Annotated in this window: 20 protein-coding genes and 1 tRNA gene; 12 read left to right on the forward strand and 9 right to left on the reverse strand. The window is 69.3% G+C overall.

The window, feature by feature from the left end; translation table 11 throughout:
- Nucleotides 1-14 precede the first annotated feature (14 nt).
- From cysS to WYM_RS07495, 3 genes are all read left to right on the forward strand, one after another.
- Entirely contained in the window at nt 15-1,484 is a 1,470-nt protein-coding gene (gene cysS / locus WYM_RS07485; RefSeq protein ID WP_019180213.1) for a cysteine--tRNA ligase, read from the forward strand.
- Entirely contained in the window at nt 1,481-2,479 is a 999-nt protein-coding gene (rlmB, locus tag WYM_RS07490) for a 23S rRNA (guanosine(2251)-2'-O)-methyltransferase RlmB (protein ID WP_019180214.1), read from the forward strand. The genes cysS and rlmB overlap by 4 nt, the downstream gene beginning before the upstream one ends.
- Nucleotides 2,480-2,566: 87 nt before the next feature.
- Complete coding sequence (locus WYM_RS07495; RefSeq protein ID WP_019180215.1) at nt 2,567-3,208, forward strand: NAD(P)-dependent oxidoreductase; 642 nt, start codon at nt 2,567-2,569, stop codon at nt 3,206-3,208.
- 85 nt (nt 3,209-3,293) lie between these two features.
- On the opposite strand, the gene WYM_RS07500 is transcribed toward WYM_RS07495, so the two are convergent.
- Nucleotides 3,294-4,601 carry a DUF4032 domain-containing protein gene (locus WYM_RS07500; protein WP_019180216.1) on the reverse strand — a complete coding sequence of 436 codons (1,308 nt, stop codon included), beginning with the start codon at nt 4,599-4,601 and terminating at the stop codon, nt 3,294-3,296.
- 83 nt (nt 4,602-4,684) lie between these two features.
- Nucleotides 4,685-5,788: an ABC transporter ATP-binding protein gene (locus WYM_RS07505; protein ID WP_019180217.1), complete on the reverse strand. Its 1,104-nt coding sequence runs from the start codon at nt 5,786-5,788 to the stop codon at nt 4,685-4,687.
- Between the two features lie 221 nt (nt 5,789-6,009).
- Here WYM_RS07505 and WYM_RS07510 point away from each other — a divergent pair, with 221 nt between their 5' ends.
- Both WYM_RS07510 and WYM_RS07515 read left to right on the forward strand, forming a co-directional pair.
- Nucleotides 6,010-6,972 carry a DsbA family protein gene (locus WYM_RS07510; protein WP_019180218.1) on the forward strand — a complete coding sequence of 321 codons (963 nt, stop codon included), beginning with the start codon at nt 6,010-6,012 and terminating at the stop codon, nt 6,970-6,972.
- Between the two features lie 38 nt (nt 6,973-7,010).
- A tRNA-Thr gene (locus WYM_RS07515) sits at nt 7,011-7,083 on the forward strand.
- Between the two features lie 96 nt (nt 7,084-7,179).
- On the opposite strand, the gene WYM_RS07520 is transcribed toward WYM_RS07515, so the two are convergent.
- Entirely contained in the window at nt 7,180-7,842 is a 663-nt protein-coding gene (locus WYM_RS07520) for a hypothetical protein (RefSeq protein ID WP_019180219.1), read from the reverse strand.
- A 57-nt stretch (nt 7,843-7,899) separates the two neighbouring features.
- On the opposite strand from WYM_RS07520, the gene WYM_RS07525 reads away from it, so the two are divergent.
- Complete coding sequence (locus WYM_RS07525; protein ID WP_019180220.1) at nt 7,900-8,847, forward strand: DMT family transporter; 948 nt, start codon at nt 7,900-7,902, stop codon at nt 8,845-8,847.
- Nucleotides 8,848-8,850: 3 nt separating this feature from the next.
- On the opposite strand, the gene WYM_RS07530 is transcribed toward WYM_RS07525, so the two are convergent.
- Nucleotides 8,851-9,381, reverse strand: coding sequence for a nitroreductase family protein (locus tag WYM_RS07530; RefSeq protein ID WP_019180221.1), 531 nt, complete (start codon nt 9,379-9,381; stop codon nt 8,851-8,853).
- A gap of 74 nt (nt 9,382-9,455) precedes the next feature.
- A complete protein-coding gene (gene msrB / locus WYM_RS07535) occupies nt 9,456-9,863 on the reverse strand; it encodes a peptide-methionine (R)-S-oxide reductase MsrB (protein WP_019180222.1) in 408 nt (135 codons plus the stop codon).
- A 137-nt stretch (nt 9,864-10,000) separates the two neighbouring features.
- On the opposite strand from msrB, the gene WYM_RS07540 reads away from it, so the two are divergent.
- The 5 genes from WYM_RS07540 to groL all read left to right on the forward strand — a co-directional run bounded on the left by WYM_RS07540 (nt 10,001) and on the right by groL (nt 14,089).
- Entirely contained in the window at nt 10,001-11,044 is a 1,044-nt protein-coding gene (locus tag WYM_RS07540) for a DUF2332 domain-containing protein (RefSeq protein WP_019180223.1), read from the forward strand.
- 9 nt (nt 11,045-11,053) lie between these two features.
- Nucleotides 11,054-11,317, forward strand: a complete 264-nt coding sequence (locus tag WYM_RS07545) for a DUF3263 domain-containing protein (protein ID WP_019180224.1) — start codon at nt 11,054-11,056, stop codon at nt 11,315-11,317.
- 59 nt (nt 11,318-11,376) lie between these two features.
- Nucleotides 11,377-11,946, forward strand: a complete 570-nt coding sequence (locus tag WYM_RS07550; protein WP_019180225.1) for a LytR C-terminal domain-containing protein — start codon at nt 11,377-11,379, stop codon at nt 11,944-11,946.
- A 146-nt stretch (nt 11,947-12,092) separates the two neighbouring features.
- Nucleotides 12,093-12,293: a cold-shock protein gene (locus WYM_RS07555; RefSeq protein ID WP_019180226.1), complete on the forward strand. Its 201-nt coding sequence runs from the start codon at nt 12,093-12,095 to the stop codon at nt 12,291-12,293.
- Nucleotides 12,294-12,469: 176 nt separating this feature from the next.
- Nucleotides 12,470-14,089 (forward strand): chaperonin GroEL, encoded by a 1,620-nt coding sequence (groL, locus tag WYM_RS07560; RefSeq protein WP_019180227.1) that lies wholly within the window; start codon nt 12,470-12,472, stop codon nt 14,087-14,089.
- Nucleotides 14,090-14,157: 68 nt separating this feature from the next.
- Here the strand turns inward: groL and WYM_RS07565 are convergent, their stop codons facing one another.
- From WYM_RS07565 to WYM_RS07580, 4 genes are all read right to left on the reverse strand, one after another.
- Entirely contained in the window at nt 14,158-14,445 is a 288-nt protein-coding gene (locus WYM_RS07565) for a WXG100 family type VII secretion target (protein WP_019180228.1), read from the reverse strand.
- Nucleotides 14,446-14,582: 137 nt separating this feature from the next.
- Nucleotides 14,583-16,238 (reverse strand): sensor histidine kinase, encoded by a 1,656-nt coding sequence (locus WYM_RS07570; protein WP_019180229.1) that lies wholly within the window; start codon nt 16,236-16,238, stop codon nt 14,583-14,585.
- A gap of 148 nt (nt 16,239-16,386) precedes the next feature.
- On the reverse strand, nt 16,387-17,079 hold the full coding sequence (locus WYM_RS07575) for a response regulator transcription factor (RefSeq protein WP_019180230.1): 693 nt from the start codon (nt 17,077-17,079) through the stop codon (nt 16,387-16,389).
- Nucleotides 17,080-17,146: 67 nt separating this feature from the next.
- A complete protein-coding gene (locus WYM_RS07580; RefSeq protein ID WP_019180231.1) occupies nt 17,147-17,698 on the reverse strand; it encodes a TetR/AcrR family transcriptional regulator in 552 nt (183 codons plus the stop codon).
- Nucleotides 17,699-17,771: 73 nt separating this feature from the next.
- Here WYM_RS07580 and WYM_RS07585 point away from each other — a divergent pair, with 73 nt between their 5' ends.
- On the forward strand, nt 17,772-18,650 hold the full coding sequence (locus tag WYM_RS07585; protein WP_019180232.1) for an alpha/beta fold hydrolase: 879 nt from the start codon (nt 17,772-17,774) through the stop codon (nt 18,648-18,650).
- Nucleotides 18,651-18,702: the final 52 nt, after the last annotated feature.

Consider the following 18,702-nt stretch of genomic DNA (forward strand, 5'->3'; position numbering starts at 1 on the left):
GGTAGGCTGGTGCAGTGACGGTTCAGCTCTATGACACCAAGGCGCAGGCGATGCGCGACTTCGAGCCGCTCGACCCCGGGAACGTCACCATCTACGTCTGCGGTCCGACGGTGCAGTCCGGCCCGCACATCGGCCACCTGCGCGGTGCGCTGAGCTTCGACATCCTTCGCCGGTGGCTGATTCATCGCTTCGGGCGCGTGACCTTCGTGCGCAACGTCACCGACATCGACGACAAGGTGCTCGCCAACGCGACCGCCGCCGAGCCCTGGTGGGCCCTCGCGTACCGCATGGAGCTCGAGTTCACACGCGGCTACTCGGCGATCGGCATCCTCCCGCCCACGTACGAGCCGCGCGCGACCGCCTCCATCCCGCAGATGCTCGACATCATCGAGCGTCTCGTCGAGGCCGGTCACGCGTATGCCGCCCCCGGCGACCCTTCGACGGGCTCAGGGACCGACGGGGCCGGCGACGTGTACTTCGACGTGAGGTCCTGGCAGACCTACGGGGAGCTCACGAGGCAGACGCTCGATGCGATGGAGCCCGCCGCAGACGCGGATCCGCGCGGCAAGCGCGACCCCCGCGACTTCGCGCTGTGGAAGGGCGCAAAGCCGGATGAGCCGTCGTCGGCCACCTGGGAATCGCCGTGGGGAGCGGGCCGCCCGGGCTGGCACATCGAGTGCTCGGCGATGTCGCGCCGCTACCTCGGACCGGAGTTCGACATCCACGGCGGCGGGCTCGACCTCCGCTTCCCGCATCATGAGAATGAGCTCGCGCAGTCCACCGCGTCGGGCGACGCCTTCGCGCGGTACTGGGTGCACAACGGCCTGGTGACGGTCGGCGGCCAGAAGATGTCGAAGTCGCTGTTCAACTTCGTGCTCGCCGAGGACGTCCTCCGCGAACGCGACCCGCTCGTCGTGCGCTACGCGCTCGCCGCGGCGCACTATCGCTCGAACCTCGACATCACGGACTCGTCCTTCGACGAGGCCGAGGCGGCCATCGACCGCATCCGCACGTTCCTCGAGCGCGCGCTGCGCACGCTGCGCGAAGACGCCGAAGACGTCCGAGTGGACGCCGACGTGCCCGAGCGCTTCGCGGCCGCGATGGACGACGACCTCGGCGTGCCGCAGGCGCTCGCCGTCGTGCACGAGAGCGTGCGCGACGGCAACAGCGCCCTCGACGCCGGGGATCGCGAGGGCGCGCTGCGGGCGTTCTCGGAGATCGCGGTGATGACGGGGATCCTCGGGATCGACCCGCTCGACCCGCAGTGGAGATCGGTGGATGCCTCCGCCGAGGCATCCGCTCTGGACACCCTGGTGCAGACGATGATCGTGCAGCGCGCCGAGGCGCGCGCGGCGAAGGACTGGGCGAGCGCCGACCGCATCCGCGATGCGATCGCGGCGGCGGGCATCGCCCTCGAAGACAGCGCGGACGGGACGCACTGGACGTTGTCCGGCGATCGTCCGCAGATGAAGGAGAACTCATGACCAAGCCAGGACGCCCCGGCGCGAGCAAGGGCAAGAAGAAGGGCCCCACGAAAGGCACCGGCGGCAAGAACAAGCGCTCGCTCGAGGGTCGCGGGCCGACCCCGAAGGCCGAGGACCGCGCGTGGCACCCGGCGGGTAAGCGCAAGGCGGCCGCAGAGCGCTACGCCGCCGCCGGCGGCAAGGGAGCGCCGGGATCGGCTCCCGCGCGTTCGTCGCGTCCGGCGAAGAAGGACGACGACACCGAGACGGTCACCGGCCGCAACTCGGTGCTCGAGGCGCTGCGGGCGAAGATCCCCGCCACGGCGTTCTACATCGCACAGCGGGTCGAGATGGACGACCGCGTCAAGGAGATGCTGTCGATCGCCACCCACCGCGAGATCCCGGTGCTCGAGGTCACGCGACCCGAGCTCGATCGCATGGCGGGTTTCGACGGGGTCCACCAGGGCGTCGCCCTCAAGGTCCCGCCGTACGAGTACGCTCACCCGCAGGATCTGCTGGAGCAGATCATCGACCGCGGCCAGACGCCGCTGCTGGTGGCACTGGACGGCGTGACCGACCCGCGCAACCTCGGGGCGATCATCCGCTCCACCGCCGCCTTCGGGGGGCAGGGCGTCATCCTTCCCCAGCGCCGCTCGGCGAGCGTGAACTCCGCCGCCTGGAAGACCAGCGCCGGCGCGGCCGCGCGCGTCCCGGTCGCGATCGCCGCCAACCTCACCGCCATGCTCAAGGAGTTCAAGAAGCAGGGGGTGTTCGTCCTCGGACTCGACGGCGGGGGCGACGTCTCGCTTCCCGCCCTCGAGCTCGCCGACCGCCCCGTCGTGATCGTGGTGGGGTCGGAGGGCAAGGGCCTCTCGCGTCTGGTCACCGAGACGTGCGACCAGATCGTCTCGATCCCGATCTCGGCCTCCACCGAGTCGCTCAACGCGGGGATCGCAGCATCCGTCGCCCTCTATCAGGTCGCGACCACCCGGGCTCAGCGCACGAGCGAGGCGTGAGCCCGTCCCCCGAAGAGTATTCGGGGGAATGAACCGGCACACGCCGGGCTTGCTGTCTTCGTACGTTCGCCCCTCGAAAGGAACATCATGGCTCGCATCGCCGTCATCGGAGGAACCGGCTACGCCGGCAGCAACATCGTCGCCGAGGCGGTGCGGCGCGGTCATACGGTGGTCTCCGTCGCACGCTCAGTGCCCGCTGAGCGGATCGAGGGAGCCACGTACGTCGAGGGCACGCTGCTCGATGTGCCGAGCCTGGTGGCCGAGCTCGAGGGGGTGGACGTCGTCGTCTCGACCGTTCCCGCTCGTGGCGACATGGTCGGCCAGGTGCGGAACAACGTGGCCGAGCTGGTCGCGGAGCTTCCCGAGAACGTGCGTGTCGGCGTCATCGGCGGTGCGGGCGGCAGCCTCATCGCCCCCGATGGCGAGCGACTGATCGACCAGCCGTCTTTCACGGAGGAGTACAAGCCCGAGGCGCTCGAGGCGATCGGCATCCTGGAAGACCTGCAACAGGGCCCCGCGACGCGCGACTGGTTCTACGTGCACCCGGCCGGCGGCTTCGGAGTCTGGAATCCCGGAGAGCGCACCGGCTCGTACCGCAAGGGCGGCGACGTGCTCGTGACCGACGCCGAGGGCGAGTCGTTCATCTCCGGCGCGGATCTCGGTGTGGCGGTCCTCGACGAGATCGAGAACCCCGCGCACTCGCGCGAGCGTTTCACCGTCGGCTACTGATCACGCACCGTCTCGCGAAAGGGGAGGTCGCCGCGCGCGGAGACCTCCCCTTCCACATCGGTGAGCGGGCTGCGACGGATCGGGCTCAGACCAGGTCGCGCCAGTCGATGTCGTCATCCTCGTCGTCGACGACGGGGGTGCTCGCGGTGATGACCGAGAGCGACACGGTCTCGGTGGGCGGTCCCATCAGCGTGGCCTCGTCGCGCCGGTGGCGTAGCACGTCGTCGATGTAGCCCGACAGTGCCTCGGCGAGCGGCACCGACTTGCCCTTCGCCTGCGACAGATACCAGCGGTGCTCGAGCACCTGGTGGAAGACCTCGGCGGGTTCGAGCTTGGCGCGCAGATCCCACGGGATCGCCTTCACCACCGGCTCGAACACCCGGGTGAGCCACTCGTGCGCCACCATCTCTTCGTCGTCGCCGAGCCGTGAGATGCGGGCGCGGAACTCGTCGAGGTCGTTGAGGAGCCGCCGGGCCTGGTTCTCCTCGACGTCGAGCCCGGTGAGACGGAGCAGGCGGCGCTGGTGGTGGCCTGCATCGACGACCTTGGGCTGGATCGACACCTTGGCGCCGTCGGAGGTGGTCTGGATCGACATCTCGCCGATGTCGAAGCCGAGCTCGTTGAGCCGCTGCACGCGCTCGGTGAGGCGCCACGCCTCGTCGGTGCGGAACGTCTCGGTGTCGGTGAGTGCTGCCCACAGCGAGTGGTACGACGAGACGATGCCGTCGGCGACCGCGACGGCGTCGATGCCGCCCTCCAGACGGCCGCCCGCCTCGAGGTCCATGATCTCGCCCGCGATATTCGTGCGCGCGACATCGAGGTCGTGCGCGCGCTGACCGGGTGTGAGCCCGCTCTCGTGCAGCTCGCCCGTCTCGGCGTCGACCAGGTACGCGGCGAAGGCGCCGGCGTCTCGGCGGAAGAGCGTGTTCGACAGCGACACATCTCCCCAGAAGAAGCCGACGTTGTGCAGGCGCACGAGAAGGACCGCGAGGGCGTCGACCAGGCGGGTGGCGGTATTCGGCCGGAGCACCTGCGTGAACAGCGCACGGTAGGGGAGTGAGAACTTGAGGTGCGCTGTCACCAGCACGGCGGGTAGAGGATCGCCCGCGGCATCCTTCCGGCCGGCGATCACCGCCACGCGATCGACGCACGGGACATCCAGGCGTGCCAGGTTGCCGAGCATGTCGTACTCGCGCCGAGCCATGGCCTCGGTCGTCTCCTTGACCGCGACGACCCGGCCCGACAGGTTGGCGAAGCGGACGAGGTGCCGCGAGATGCCCTTGGGCAGGTAGACGATGTGACTCGACGGCCAGTCGGCCAAAGTCGTCGACCACGGCAGGGTCAGCAGGCCCGGGTCGACGCTGCTCGCCGTGATGCTCAGTGCGTCGGGCACGTGACTCCTCGGATTCGGACGGGGCCGGAAAAGCGCAACGGCGCGGGGGGATCTTCTCCCACCCGCGCCGTCGCGATGCTGCGTTACGCCGAGAGGACCGGCTTGTCGTTGAGGCGCTCGCCCGTCTCGAGGTCGAAGGCGTGCACGTGGCCCGACTTCGCGGCCAGCGTGACCGTCTCGCCCGCGTTCGGGTGGCTGCGGCCGTCGACGCGCGCGACGATGTCGGTGCGCTTGCCGGCGATGTCGACGTGACCGTAGAGGTAGCCGTCCGCGCCGAGCTCCTCGACGAGGTCGACGACCACGGGAAGACCCTTGCCGTCAGCGGGGCCGACCTCGATGTCTTCGGGACGGACGCCGATGGTGACCTGGCTGCCGTGCGCACGGCCGACGGTGTCGCGGTCGAGCGGCACGACCTCCGAGCCGAACTGCACGCCGCCCTCGGCGAGGTCGGCGGGGAAGAGGTTCATCGCGGGGGAGCCGATGAAGCCGGCAACGAACACGTTGTTCGGCTTCTCATACAGGTCGCGCGGGGTGCCGACCTGCTGGAGCAGGCCGTCCTTGAGGACCGCGATGCGGTCGCCCATGGTGAGGGCCTCGGTCTGGTCGTGCGTCACGTAGACGGTGGTGACGCCGAGGCGACGCTGCAGCGACGCGATCTGCGTACGGGTCTGGACGCGGAGCTTGGCGTCGAGGTTCGACAGCGGCTCGTCCATGAGGAACACCTGGGGCTGGCGGACGATCGCGCGGCCCATCGCGACACGCTGACGCTGACCACCCGAGAGCGCCTTCGGCTTGCGGGTCAGGTACTCCTCGAGGTCGAGGAGCTTCGCGGCCTCGAGCACGCGAGCGGCGCGCTCTTCCTTGCCGACGCCGGCGATCTTCAGGGCGAAGCCCATGTTCTCGGCGACGGTCATGTGGGGGTACAGCGCGTAGTTCTGGAACACCATCGCGATGTCGCGGTCCTTCGGCGGGACGTCGGTGACGTCGCGGTCGCCGATGAGGATGCGGCCAGAGTTGACCTCTTCGAGGCCGGCCAGCATGCGCAGCGAGGTGGACTTACCGCAGCCCGAGGGGCCGACGAGAACCAGGAACTCGCCATCGGCGACCTCGAGGTTGAGCTTGTCCACGGCGGGGCGCGTGCCCCCGGGGTACAGGCGGGTTGCGTTGTCGAACGTGACGGACGCCATTGCTTCTTCTCCTTCACCGGCAGGTACGTGCCGGACGATCCGTAGTGATGGATAGCGGGGGCTTTCCCGCGCGCCCGCCATCGGGCGCAAGCAACAGTATGACACGGGCTCCACGGAGGTTGCGTCTGGGCATTTCCCAGGGTGGCTGACTAGCATCGAGGACGGTCGCCTTCCGTGCGACCTCCGCCGATCACCGGCCCACGTCCGCCCCGAGAGGTTCCATGTCGAGCGACGAGTCTTCGAACGCCGCGACCAGCGAGCGCCGCGATGCCGTGCGCGAAAAAGCGCTGCAGGTGAAGGCGCGCCAGTCGCGGGCGCGCATCATCCGCCGCGCGTCGCTGGCCATCGGCGTCCTCGCCGTCGTCGCCGTCACCGCCATCGTGGTGACCTGGACGGTCTCGTCGAGCGCCTCGCGCCCGATGATGAGCCCCGCGAACGTCGTGGACGACGGCTTCATGGTGACCGGTGTTACCGGAGTGGGACTCACGACCGAGGACTCCAGCGCGAGCGGTGCCGTGCAGGGATCAGCGACTCCGGCGCCCGACCCCGCTGAGGCCGAGCCGACCCCCACCGCGTCGCCCACGGACGCCGCCGCCGTCGACATCCGCGTCTATGTGGACTATCTGTCGACCGGATCGCGCGAGTTCCAGGTGGCCAACGTCCAGCAGCTGTCGGACTGGGTCGACGAGGGCGCCGCGACGCTCACCTACTACCCGGTGGCGATGCTCACCGCGAAGTCGAACGGAACCAAGTACTCCCTCCGTGCCGCCGGCGCCGCCGCGTGCGTGGCGCAGCACTCGCCCGACTACTTCTTCGCGTTCAACAACGCACTGCTGAAGGAACAGCCCGACGTCGACTCGGACGGCTTCACCGACAGCGCGCTGGCCGACCTGGCGATCGCCACGGGCCTGGATGGCCCCAAGGTCGTGCGTGGATGCATCGAGGATCAGTCCTACGCCACGTGGGCCAAGACCGCGACCGAGCGCGCGCTCGACGAGCTTCCCGGCACCGACGGCGTCGCCCTGACGGGCACCCCGATGGTGCTGGTGAACGGCACCCAGTACGTCGGTGCGCTGGACGATCCCAAGGAGTTCGCGCAGTTCGTGCTCACTGTGGCCAGCGATTCGTACTACAAGTCGACGCCGTCGCCCACGGCCACGCCCACGCCGACACCCGCCTCCTGACGAAGACGGTGCACCGGCGCCGGTAGACTGGGCGCCCTGCCGGCTTGGCGCAATTGGTAGCGCACCGTACTTGTAATACGGGGGTTGCAGGTTCAAGTCCTGTAGCCGGCACAACGAGAGGCGTCGACCCGCACTTGTCACGCGGGGGTTGCAGGTCCAAGTCCTGTAGCCGGCACAACAACGGATCATGCCCTCGGTCGGGACGGCCTACTCGGCGGGCGCGAAGGTGACGGTGACCGGGGTCGCTCCGGTGTCGCGGTCGAACACGAGCTCGCCCGTGACCACGGCCTCCCCGTCAGAGGACGGGCCGATGGTCGCGGTGAAGGTCTCGCCCTCGCCCGACCGGTTGAACTCGGCGAGCTCCGCCTCGAGTCCGTCCAGCTGCGTAGCATCCCAGCCGAACTCCTCGCCCAGCGCCTGCAGGTACGCGACGGCGCCCACCCAGCCGCGCACCACGTCCGGTCGGAGCGTCACCGCGGTCACTCGATCATCGGCCGCGGTGGCGGTGAGCCCCGCGATGTCGTTGAGCACGTGGACCTCTTCGCCGGCCGCGATGATCGCGCGCACGGGACGCCGGAACTCCGCCGTCTTGTCGCCGTCGGCCGGGAGACCGAGCTCGGTCGCCGAGAGGCCGCCGTCGCCCACGCGGACGCGCACCACGCCCTCGACGTTGACGTAGTCGAAACCCGCGTCGGTGAGCATGCTCGACCCGTCGGACGCCTTCTGGTCCGGGGAGGCATCGGGGGCCTCCTCTGTCCACCAGGAGCCCTGGATCGCGAGCGAGGCGACGACCACGCCGCCGATGATGAGCACGAGCAGGGCAGCGGGCAGCCACGCCAGAAGCGTGCGAGTGCGAGCGGAGACGGCCACAGTTCAGGGTAACCGGGCCGATTCGTCCGCGGACTCCTGCCACGGCAGGATAGGCGGGTGACAGCACGCCGACTTCCCGCCGGGCTCGCGCTCGGCGCAGCCGGTGCCATCGGAGTGATGACGGCGGTGCAGGCTCGCATCAACGGCCAGCTCGGAGTGCGCCTCGACGACGGCTTCGCCGCGGCGGTCGTCTCGTTCGGCTCGGGACTGGTCATCCTCATCGTGCTGTCGGCGGTGCTTCCCTCCGGGCGCGCCGGGTTCGCCCGCCTCGTCTCCGGCATGCGGGAGAAGTCCATCCCCTGGTGGATGCTCGCGGGCGGTGCCGCCGGTGCCCTCACTGTGGCGACGCAAGGCCTGGCGGTCGGGCTCATCGGGGTGTCGCTGTTCACCGTCGGCGTGGTCGCCGGGCAGACCGTGAGCGGTCTGCTGCTGGATCGTGCGGGGTTCGGGCCTGCCGGCGTCGTGGCCGTCACCGTGCCGAGGCTGCTCGGAGGAGCGCTCGCGCTCGTCGCCGTCAGCCTCGCCCTGACGGGTGACGGGCTGGCCGGCATCCCGCTGTGGATGGCTGTGCTCCCGGTACTCGCGGGCGCCGGCATCGCGTGGCAGCAGGCGACGAACGGCCGGCTCCGGCAGCGGGTTCAGACGCCGCTCACTGCGACCCTCGTCAACTTCACGGGCGGGACGCTGCTGCTCGGCGTCGCGGCGGCCATCCATGTAGCCGTCGCGGGTCCGCCGGCACCCTTCCCGCTCGACCCGTGGCTCTACGCAGGCGGTGCGATCGGGGTGGTCTACATCGCGCTCGGCGCCGCGATCGTGCAGCACACGGGCGTGCTGCTGCTGGGCCTCGGCGCCGTTGTCGGTCAGCTGGTGACGTCGCTGATCCTGGACCTTGCCTGGCCCGCGCCGGCCGGGCCGGGCCTGGTCCAAGAACTCGCGATGGTGAGTGTGGCGCTCGTCTCGGTCATCGTCGCGGCGGTGCCATGGCGACGGCGGCGACGCGTCTGAGCGTCAGTCCTTCGTCGGCTTCGGCATCCGTGAGACGTGTGTGCGGGCGTCGACGGCCTTGCGGCGCTCGAGGCGGCTGCGCGACGGCTTGCCGCCGACATAGAGCCAGCCGAGCAGCTCTTCGTTCTTCTTCAGCCCGTGCGCCTTCGCGACCGCCTTCGAACGCGTGTAATGGCCGGTGCGCCAGATGACACCCCACCCCGCCTCGTCCAGCAGCAGGCTCAGAGCGTGCGCCACTCCCGAGGCGACGGCCTCCTGCTCCCAGCGCGGGACCTTCTCGCTCTTGCTGTAGGTCGCGACGATCGCGATCAGCAGTGGCGCGCGCAGCGGCTTGGACGACGAGCCCTTGTCGCCCTCGGCCTTGCTGATCGCGCGGCCCAGACGCTCACGGTCGGTGCCGCGCAGCTCGATCAGACGCCAGGGCCGCAGTGACGAGTGGTCAGCGACGCGGCCCGCCGCCGACACGAGCCTCAGCAGCTCATCGTGGGTGGGGGCCTCGTCGGTGACCTTCGACCACGAGCGCCGTGCGCTCATCGCCTCGAGTGCGGAGCCCACGCGCCCGGGAGCCGCACCTGACGCGTCGGCGTGGGGAGCGGGAGGCGGAACCGTCACGCGCTCGCCTCGGGCGTGAAGCCCAGCGAGAGCGAGTTCATGCAGTAGCGATCGCCGGTGGGCGTGCCGAAGCCGTCGGGGAACACGTGGCCCAGGTGCGAGCCGCAGTTCGCGCAGCGCACCTCGGTGCGCACCATGCCGTGGCTGCTGTCGTCGATCAGCTCGACCGCCTCGGGCCGGATGGACTCGTAGAAGCTGGGCCATCCGCAGTGCGAATCGAACTTGGTGCCGCTCTGGAACAGCTCCGATCCGCATGCGGCGCACGTGTAGAGGCCCGCGCGCTGCTCATCCAGCAGCTCGCCGGTCCAGGGACGCTCGGTGCCCGCCTGGCGCAGCACTGCGTACTGCTCCGGGGTGAGTTCTGCGCGCCACTCGGCGTCGGACTTCTCGACGGAGTACGTCATGGCTTCCTCCTCTGCGCCGGTTCGGCCTCGGGGCGGCTCGAACCGGCATACCCCTCTATTCAACCTCAGCGGAGCGGGGCACGCCTCGCCGGGGCTGGGGGTTCGCCGCGAGCGCGGCCGTGCACGAGGATGAGCTGATGGGCATCGAAGAGCGTCCCGCCTCCTGTGCGCACGAGGCGGCTACGGATGCCGCGGCCGTCGTCGATCGCTACGCCCGGTTCGCTCACGACGAGGCGCCGGGCCGTTCTGCGCTCTACGCGGAGTGGGCGGCCGGCGTCGCGGCTGACTCCGCGCTGGCCGACATCCTCGCGGCGATCCCCGCGGACCGGCGGCAGCCGCCGCTGGTGTTCGCGGTGACCCGGATGCTCGGCGCGCCGGAGGCCGGCATCGAGGAATGGGGTCCGTGGCTGCGTGGGCATGCCGATGAGGTCGTCGCCGAGGCATCCGCTCGCCGTCTGCAGACGAACGAGCCGCAGCGCTGCACGGCGCTGCTGCCGGCGCTTGCGGGGGTGACCGGGCCGATCGCGCTGCTGGAGGTCGGCGCGAGCGCGGGACTGTGCCTGTACCCGGACCGGTACTCGTACCTGTTCCGCGACCGCGAGACGGGATGCGAGCGCAGGCTGGATCCCGTCGGCGGTCGGTCGCCGGTGCTGCTCGAGAGCGAGGTCTCGGGGGCGCCGCCGCTGCGCATGCCCGAGATCGTGTGGCGGGCAGGCATCGACCTTGCGCCCCTCGATGCGGCGGATCCCGCCGACCGCGCCTTCCTCACGAGTCTGGTGTGGCCGGGGGAGGCGGGCCGTCGTGAGCGGATCGTCGCGGCGCTCGAGGTCGCGGCGGTGGATCCGCCGATCATGATCACGGGCGATGCGTCCGATCCGGCGCTGCTCCAGGCGGCCGCCGCGCGGGCGCCCCGCGGCGCGACGCTCGTCGTGACGACGCCCGGCGTCCTGCCGCATATCCCGCGCGCGGGACGCGAGCGGCTGATCGGTGCCCTTCGGGCACTGGACGCGGTGTGGATCTCGATCGACCCGCCGGGGCTGCACGAGGCGTGGCGACCACCCGTCGATCCGGACACCTGGGGCGGCTTCGTCCTCGGCCGCGACGGCGTTCCGCTTGCCGCGGTCGACCCACTCGGCGCGTTCGTGGAGTGGCGCGCGGGAGAACCGGATGCCGCGCGTTAGCGTGGCCGCGTGCCCCTCGACGACCGCGACCGCGCCATCCTCGATTTCGAATCGCAATGGTTCGTGGCTCAGTGGCGGCGCCAGGCGGGTGCCAAGGAGGAGGCCATCCGCGCCGACCTCGGGATCTCGCCGGCGCGCTACTACCAGCTGCTGGGCCGCCTGATCGACACCGCCGAGGCGCAGCAGCACGACCCGATGCTGGTCAAGCGGCTGCGACGGCTGCGGGATGCGCGCATGGCGGCCCAGGCCAGCCGCGCCGCCGACGTCCGCTGACCGGCTCGGCCCGGCTCGGCGCGCACGGGCCTCTCCGCTTCGCCCGGTAGCATCGACGGGTGCCGAGATCGACCTTCCCCCGGGATCGCTTCGACGACCTTCCCGAGACGGACCGGGTCGGCGCTCATCGTGCGGAGAACCCCCGCATGCGCGGATGGCTGGTGCTGCTGTGGGCGGCGCTCGCCACGATCGTCCTGATCGCGCTCGGCATCTTCGGCACGCTGCTCGCCTCGGGTCGGATCGAGCTGTTCCCCGAGCCCACGCCTACGGCGACCCCCGCGCCGCAGGTCACCCCGGTGATCGACCAGTCCTACCAGGTGCAGATCCTCAACGCGACTCCGGAGCAGGGGCTGGCGACCCAGATGAAGGACACCATCGTGGGCGCCGGCTGGGCGGACGAGAGCGTGCTCGCCAGCGGCGCCGGCTCGGAGGACTTCCCCGAGACCACCGTCTTCTACGTGAACGACGAGGACGAAGCGGCCGCGGCGGGGCTCGCCGGTGTCATCGGCGGCGCGAACATCGAGCAGAGCGACGCATACCCGCCCGTGGACCCGGCGACGAAGCAGCTCACCGTGGTCATCGGGCTCGATCGCACCGCTGCCGGCCAATCGCCGGCACCTACTCCCTGAGCCGCTTGCCCTCGGCTTTCCGCGTGCGTGTTTCGCGCCGGTAAACGTTTGCGATCCTGCGTGTCAACAAGTGCGGATCCGGCCGGGCGGCCGGATCGGCGGTGCATACGATGAAGCCCAGTACCGCCGGCAACAGGAGATCTCGCATGACCCAGGGCACCGTCAAGTGGTTCAACGCCGAGAAGGGATTCGGCTTCATCACCGTCCCGGACGGCCAGGACGTCTTCGTCCACTACTCGAATATCGACATGAGCGGCTTCCGCGTCCTCGAAGAGGGCCAGACGGTCGAGTTCACCGTCGGCAGCGGCCAGAAGGGTCCGCAAGCAGAGTCGGTGCGGGTGGTCTGACCCCGGACCGGCTTCGATTCGCGAAACGGGATGCCGTGAGGCATCCCGTTTCCGTGCGTTTCGGCATCCGTCACCGCGGCTTGCACTCGATAGGTGCGAGTGCCAGAATGATTTAGCACTCGTGATTGTTGAGTGCTAATACCCAAAAGCCAACGTTCCGGAGGGACGACACACACATGGCAAAGATCATCGCTTTCGACGAGGAGGCCCGCCGTGGCCTCGAGCGCGGCCTCAACATCCTGGCCGATGCCGTCAAGGTGACGCTCGGCCCGCGCGGTCGCAACGTCGTGCTTGAGAAGAAGTGGGGCGCCCCCACGATCACGAACGACGGTGTCTCCATCGCCAAGGAGATCGAGCTCGACGACCCGTACGAGAAGATCGGCGCGGAGCTCGTCAAGGAGGTCGCCAAGAAGACCGACGACGTCGCCGGTGACGGCACCACCACCGCGACCGTGCTCGCCCAGGCGCTCGTGCGCGAGGGCCTGCGCAACGTCGCGGCCGGCGCTGACCCCATCTCGCTCAAGAAGGGCATCGAGAAGGCCGTCGCCGCCATCACCGCCGAGCTTCTCTCCAGCGCCAAGGAGGTCGAGTCCAAGGAGCAGATCGCTGCGACCGCCTCGATCTCGGCCGCTGACCCCGAGATCGGCGCCCTGATCGCCGAGGCCATCGACAAGGTGGGCAAGGAAGGCGTCGTGACCGTCGAGGAGTCGCAGACCTTCGGCACCGAGCTCGAGCTCACCGAGGGGATGCGTTTCGACAAGGGTTACATCAACCCCTACTTCGTCACCGACCCGGAGCGCCAGGAGGCGGTCTTCGAGGACGCCTACATCCTCATCGCGAACCAGAAGATCTCGAACATCAAGGACCTTCTGCCGATCGTCGACAAGGTGATCCAGGACGGCAAGGAGCTCGTCATCATCGCCGAGGACGTCGAGGGCGAAGCGCTCGCGACCCTGGTGCTGAACAAGATCCGCGGCATCTTCAAGTCGGTCGCCGTCAAGGCTCCCGGCTTCGGTGACCGTCGCAAGGCGCAGCTGCAGGACATCGCGATCCTCACGGGTGGCCAGGTCATCACCGAGGAGGTCGGTCTCAAGCTCGAGAACGCCACCCTCGACCTGCTCGGCCGTGCACGCAAGGTCATCGTCACCAAGGACGAGACCACCATCGTCGAGGGTGCCGGCGACGCCGCTGCCATCGACGGTCGCGTGACCCAGATCCGTCGCGAGATCGACAACACCGACAGCGACTACGATCGCGAGAAGCTCCAGGAGCGTCTCGCCAAGCTCGCGGGCGGCGTGGCCGTCATCAAGGCGGGTGCGGCGACCGAGGTCGAGCTCAAGGAGCGCAAGCACCGCATCGAGGACGCCGTTCGCAACGCGAAGGCGGCCGTCGAGGAGGGCATCGTCCCCGGTGGTGGCGTCGCGCTGATCCAGGCCGGCAAGGTCGCGTTCGAGGGCCTCGAGCTCTCGGGCGACGAGGCGACCGGTGCGAACATCGTTCGCGTCGCGATCGAGGCACCGCTGAAGCAGATCGCCCTCAACGCGGGTCTCGAGCCCGGTGTCGTGGCGAACAAGGTGGCCGAGCTCGAGCCCGGTTTCGGTCTCAACGCCGCAACCGGCGAGTACGGCGACCTCTTCGCGCAGGGCATCATCGACCCCGCCAAGGTGACTCGTTCGGCTCTGCAGAACGCCGCGTCGATCGCCGCGCTGTTCCTCACGACCGAGGCCGTCGTCGCCGACAAGCCCGAGAAGGTCGCGGCTCCGGCCGGCGACCCGACCGGTGGCATGGACTTCTGATCCAGAAGCCGTAGCGCGACTCGCGTCAGAATGATGGGCCCCTCCTTCGGGAGGGGCCCATCGTCGTCTCAGCGGAACAGGCTGGTCGCGGCGAGCTCCGTATCGGCGTACTGACGACCGGCGGCCGCCAGAGCGGCGTTTATGCCGGCGAGCGACTCCTCGACCTGCCGCTGGGTCGCGCGCCACTGGTCGACGACGCCGTGGAACGCGATCGAGGCCGACCCCGTCCAGGTCGACTGCAGCTGGGTGAGCTGCGACATCATCGCTGCGGACTCGGCCTGCAGGCGCTCGATCGTGCCGCGGACGGTCGCCGTGCCGGCGAGGACGGCGTCGCTGTCGACGGAGAAGACGGCCATGGTGCTCCCTTCGAGGGGCGGGACGGATGCCGCGCCTCCTTCTCACGCCACGCTAGAGACGGACGAGACCGGTCCGGCCTGCCCTTTGCGGGTCGGTGGATGAGCGGCTTCGGGGCATGCGTGGGGAGGAGCCGGCGTCACTCGATCGGACGTGTGCCGGACGTGCGCTGGCGCGACATGGGCTGGGTCTGAAGGTCGAGGTGCTCGTCCGGGCTCCGGCCCTCGGCCAGGGGCAGCGAGACGCGGAAGGTGGCACCGCCGCCAGGCGTGTCCACCACGTCGACGCCGCCGTGCAGAGCCTCGACGATCGAGGCCACGATCGACAGGCCGAGGCCCGAGCCGCCGGTTTCGCGGGTGCGCGACGTGTCGGCCCGCCAGAACCGCTGGAAGATCTTGTCCTTGATCTGGTCGGGCACCCCTTCGCCGTGATCGATGACCTCGATCCAGCCCATGCGGGAGGGTACATCGACTCCCACACGCAGCTCGATGGGGGAGTCCGCCGCTGTGAAGCGCCGTGCGTTTCCGAGAAGATTCGTCACGACCTGCCGGATGCGATTCTCGTCACCGAGCACAATCGGCGGCAGCGGATGGCTCGTCTCGACCGCATCCGCGGAGGGAAGCGCCGAGGACTGATCCTGCGGGTCCGAGCCGTCCACGTCGGAGGCCGGAAGAGGCTTGGGGCGCCGCCGCAGCAGAGACCGTCCCGTCGCCCGGGAGATGGCGGTGGTCCCGGTGCGTCGCTTGGGCTCCTTCTCCGTCGACTCGGCACGGACGACCGGGACGAGGGCTTCGTCCGTCGTGTCGATGACGGCGACCGGACGCAGTGGCGATGTCGCGCGGACGTCCATCGCGGCGTCCCTCGCGACCGGGCGCAGATCGACCGGGCCGATCACGACATCCCGGCGCTCGTCGAGTCGTGCGAGCGCGAGAAGGTCCTCGACCAGCAGCCCCATGCGGATCGCCTCCTTCTCGATGCGGTCCATCGACTGCGAGATGTCCTCCTCGCCGCGGACGGCCCCCATGCGGTACAGCTCCGCGTAGCCGCGGACGGTGACCAGCGGGGTTCGCAGTTCGTGGCTCGCATCACCGATGAAGCGGCGCATCTGGCGCACGGTCGAATCACGCTGCGAGATGGCGGCGTCCACGCGGTCGAGCATGGCGTTGATCGCCGTCTTGAGGCGCCCGACCTCGGTCGTGGTCGGCTCGATATCGGTCATGCGCTGGCTGAAGTCGCCCTTGGCGATGGCGTCCGCAGTCGACTCCACCTGTCCCAGGCTGCGGAAGGTCAGCGTCACCAGGAACCGGGTGGCGACGGCGCCGGCGACGAGGATGAGGAGGGCGAGGATCGAGTAGATGCCGACGTAGTTCGCGATCGTCCGGTTCACGGTCGACAGCGGCGCCGCCACCAGCTGGGGGTAGAGAATGCTCGCGCCTTCGTACTGCTGATTCGACGCGGTGGCCAGGAATGTCACCTCGCCGTCCGCGGAGGTCAGCTCGGTGATCTGCAGCTCCTGGGTCTGCGCGGTCTGCAGCGTGAGCACCTCGGGAACGACGGGTGCCGGACCTCCGCGTCCACCGACCACGGCGAGCAGATTGCTCTCGTGCAGCTCGGGATCGTGGATCGGGTCGTAGACCGCGACGAAGTAGTCGACGGCGGGCGCGTCTTCCTTCTCTCGAACGTTCAGCTCGCCGTCGCGCACGGTGAAGTCCAGCAACGGGGCGCCGGCTTCACTGCGAGCAAGCGCCACGATCTGAGTCTCGACGCCGTCGATGAGCGAGTTGCGAAGGAACACGGCGGTGCCGAACCCGGCTACGATCAGCCCGACCGCGAGAAGCGCGACGATGACCCCGGTGACCTTCGCGCGCAGGCTCGTGCCGCGCCACCACCGGGTGACCGCATCGGGCTTGTGCGCCAGTTCGCCCCCCTCGTACGCCGCCGGGTCAGGCGGTCTTGCCGGCCTTCAGCATGTAGCCGAAGCCGCGCTTGGTCTGGATGAGCGGCTCGGTCGAGTGCGGATCGATCTTGCGCCGCAGGTAGGAGATGTAGCTCTCCACGATGCCGGCGTCGCCGTTGAAGTCGTACTCCCACACATGGTCGAGGATCTGCGCCTTCGACAGCACCCGGTTCGGGTTGAGCATGAGGTAGCGGAGCAGCTTGAACTCGGTCGGGCTCAGGTCGATCGAAGCCTCGCCCACCTGCACGTCGTGCGTGTCCTGGTCCATCGTCAGCTCGCCCGCACGGATCACGGACTCCTCGTCGGCCTGCATGGTGCGGCGGAGGATCGCCTGGATGCGCGCGACGATCTCATCGAGGCTGAAGGGCTTGGTGACGTAGTCGTCACCGCCGGCGTTGAGTCCCGTGATCTTGTCCTCGGTCTCGTCCTTGGCGGTGAGGAACAGGATCGGCGCGGTGTAGCCGGCGCCTCGCAGGCGTTTGGTCACGCTGAACCCGTTCATGTCGGGAAGCATGACGTCGAGGATGATGAGGTCCGGCTCCTCCTCCAGGACGGCTGAGATGGTCTGGGCACCGTTGGAGACGGCCCGGACCTGGTATCCCGCGAATCGCAGGCTGGTGATCAGCAGATCGCGGATGTTCGGTTCGTCGTCCACGACGAGAATGCGCGGTGCGGTCATGCCCTCATTATGTCGGCGGATCCGATGCGATGTCTGGATATCCGTCGGTTCGCCGGTGATGGGCGACTCAGGCCATCAGGCAGCCGCGCACGGCGACGTCGACGCTCGTCCGCACGGGCGCGCGCGGGTCGACGCTCAGACGGTGCAGGATGATGCCGTCGCCGAATGCCATGAACGCGTGCAGCGCAACGTCCGGGTGCGCGGCGCCGAGCGTGACGAGCAGGCTCCTGGCCCAGGCCGCGATGCCTTCGCGCTGCGCGCGGAGCGGCGCGAAGAGCTCCGGGTCGGAGGCCGCCTCCAGAAAGAGGGCATACCGGGCCCGGGTCCTCACGGCGTGCGGTCCGGTGAGCAGCTCGATCACGGAGCTGAAGACATCGATGAAGCCGTCGAGGTCGTCGAATCGCCGTTCGAGAACGCCACCGAGGTCGCGGGTCTCATGTTCGGCGATCCATGACGACACGCCTGCTGTCAGTGCGGCGCGTGTGCGGAAGTGATTCGATGTCGAGCCGCGAGGGAGGCCGGCTTCGGCATCCACCCGTACATGCGTCAGCGCGCGGATGCCCTGCGTCCCCACCAGCTGGACCGCCGCGTCGAGGGCTCGTTCCCGGGTGCTCGTCATCTTCCCGACCCTAGATCTCCGCTGATACTACGAATGTAGTGACACGCTACTACGAACGTAGTATTCTCGTGTCATGACCGACATCACCGGCATCCGCTCGCGGACGGTCACCGCCAACGGACTGCGCATGCATGTGACCCGGGCCGGTTCGGGAGCGCCGGTGCTGATGCTTCACGGCTTCCCGGAGAGTTCTCGGGAATGGGCGAAGGTCATGCGCTTGCTGTCCGACCGAGCTCATCTGATCGCGCCCGACCTCCGCGGAGCGGGTGACACCGAAGCGCCCGACTCCGGATACGACTCGGCCACCGTCGTCGGCGACATCATCGCGCTCCTGGATGAACTGCAACTCGATCGCGTCGACGTGGTGGCCCATGACTGGGGCGCCCTCGTCGGCTTCGACCTCTGTCTGGATCACCCCGACCGCGTCCGCCGGTACGTTTCGATCGCGGTGCCGGCGCCGTACCTGCGGATGAATCGGGCGCTCGCCATCGGCCTGCTCAGGGCCATGCCCCACCTGTGGTTCCAGTGGGTCGTCGCTGCGCCCGGCCTCGGGCCGCGCCTCCTTTCTCGAGGGCGCCAGCGGCTGGCACATTTCATCATCCATGCCTACGAGGTCTCGCCGAAGGACGATGCCGACGTGGCGGCCTACCTCTCCGCGCTTCGCGAGCCCGCTCGTGCACGGGCGGCGTCGAGGCTCTACCGCGCCCTCATCCTCCCCGGTTTCATGAAGGTGGTGAGAGGCGCGTACAAGGGGCGCGTCCTCCGCACTCCCACGCTCGTTCTCTTCGGAGCAGACGATGCGCTGCTGCCGAGGGACGCGCTCGAGGTCAGCCGCGAGGACGCGCCGAATACGACGGTGGGATTCGTTCCCGGTGGAGCGCATTACCTCGTCGACGACAATCCGGACGAGGTCGCCCGACGCATCGCGGAATTCCTCTTCACCGAGGCGTGATCCGGCTCGGCGTCACGCATCCCGCCGACCAGTCGTTCGTGCTCCGTCGCCC

Source organism: Microbacterium yannicii PS01, assembly GCF_000304335.1.
GTDB lineage: Bacteria > Actinomycetota > Actinomycetes > Actinomycetales > Microbacteriaceae > Microbacterium > Microbacterium yannicii_A.

Excerpts from the sequence above, each read along its gene's own strand:
- WYM_RS07495 (WP_019180215.1), top strand. The coding sequence starts at position 2,567 with ATGGCTCGCATCGCCGTCATCGGAGGAACCGGCTACGCCGGCAGCAAC.
- msrB (WP_019180222.1), bottom strand. The coding sequence starts at position 9,863 with ATGACGTACTCCGTCGAGAAGTCCGACGCCGAGTGGCGCGCAGAACTC.
- WYM_RS07530 (WP_019180221.1), bottom strand. The coding sequence starts at position 9,381 with ATGAGCGCACGGCGCTCGTGGTCGAAGGTCACCGACGAGGCCCCCACC.
- WYM_RS07575 (WP_019180230.1), bottom strand. The coding sequence starts at position 17,079 with ATGACCGCACCGCGCATTCTCGTCGTGGACGACGAACCGAACATCCGC.
- groL (WP_019180227.1), top strand. The coding sequence starts at position 12,470 with ATGGCAAAGATCATCGCTTTCGACGAGGAGGCCCGCCGTGGCCTCGAG.
- WYM_RS07540 (WP_019180223.1), top strand. The coding sequence starts at position 10,001 with ATGGGCATCGAAGAGCGTCCCGCCTCCTGTGCGCACGAGGCGGCTACG.
- rlmB (WP_019180214.1), top strand. The coding sequence starts at position 1,481 with ATGACCAAGCCAGGACGCCCCGGCGCGAGCAAGGGCAAGAAGAAGGGC.
- WYM_RS07565 (WP_019180228.1), bottom strand. The coding sequence starts at position 14,445 with ATGGCCGTCTTCTCCGTCGACAGCGACGCCGTCCTCGCCGGCACGGCG.
- WYM_RS07585 (WP_019180232.1), top strand. The coding sequence starts at position 17,772 with ATGACCGACATCACCGGCATCCGCTCGCGGACGGTCACCGCCAACGGA.
- WYM_RS07505 (WP_019180217.1), bottom strand. The coding sequence starts at position 5,788 with ATGGCGTCCGTCACGTTCGACAACGCAACCCGCCTGTACCCCGGGGGC.
- WYM_RS07510 (WP_019180218.1), top strand. The coding sequence starts at position 6,010 with ATGTCGAGCGACGAGTCTTCGAACGCCGCGACCAGCGAGCGCCGCGAT.
- WYM_RS07580 (WP_019180231.1), bottom strand. The coding sequence starts at position 17,698 with ATGACGAGCACCCGGGAACGAGCCCTCGACGCGGCGGTCCAGCTGGTG.
- WYM_RS07555 (WP_019180226.1), top strand. The coding sequence starts at position 12,093 with ATGACCCAGGGCACCGTCAAGTGGTTCAACGCCGAGAAGGGATTCGGC.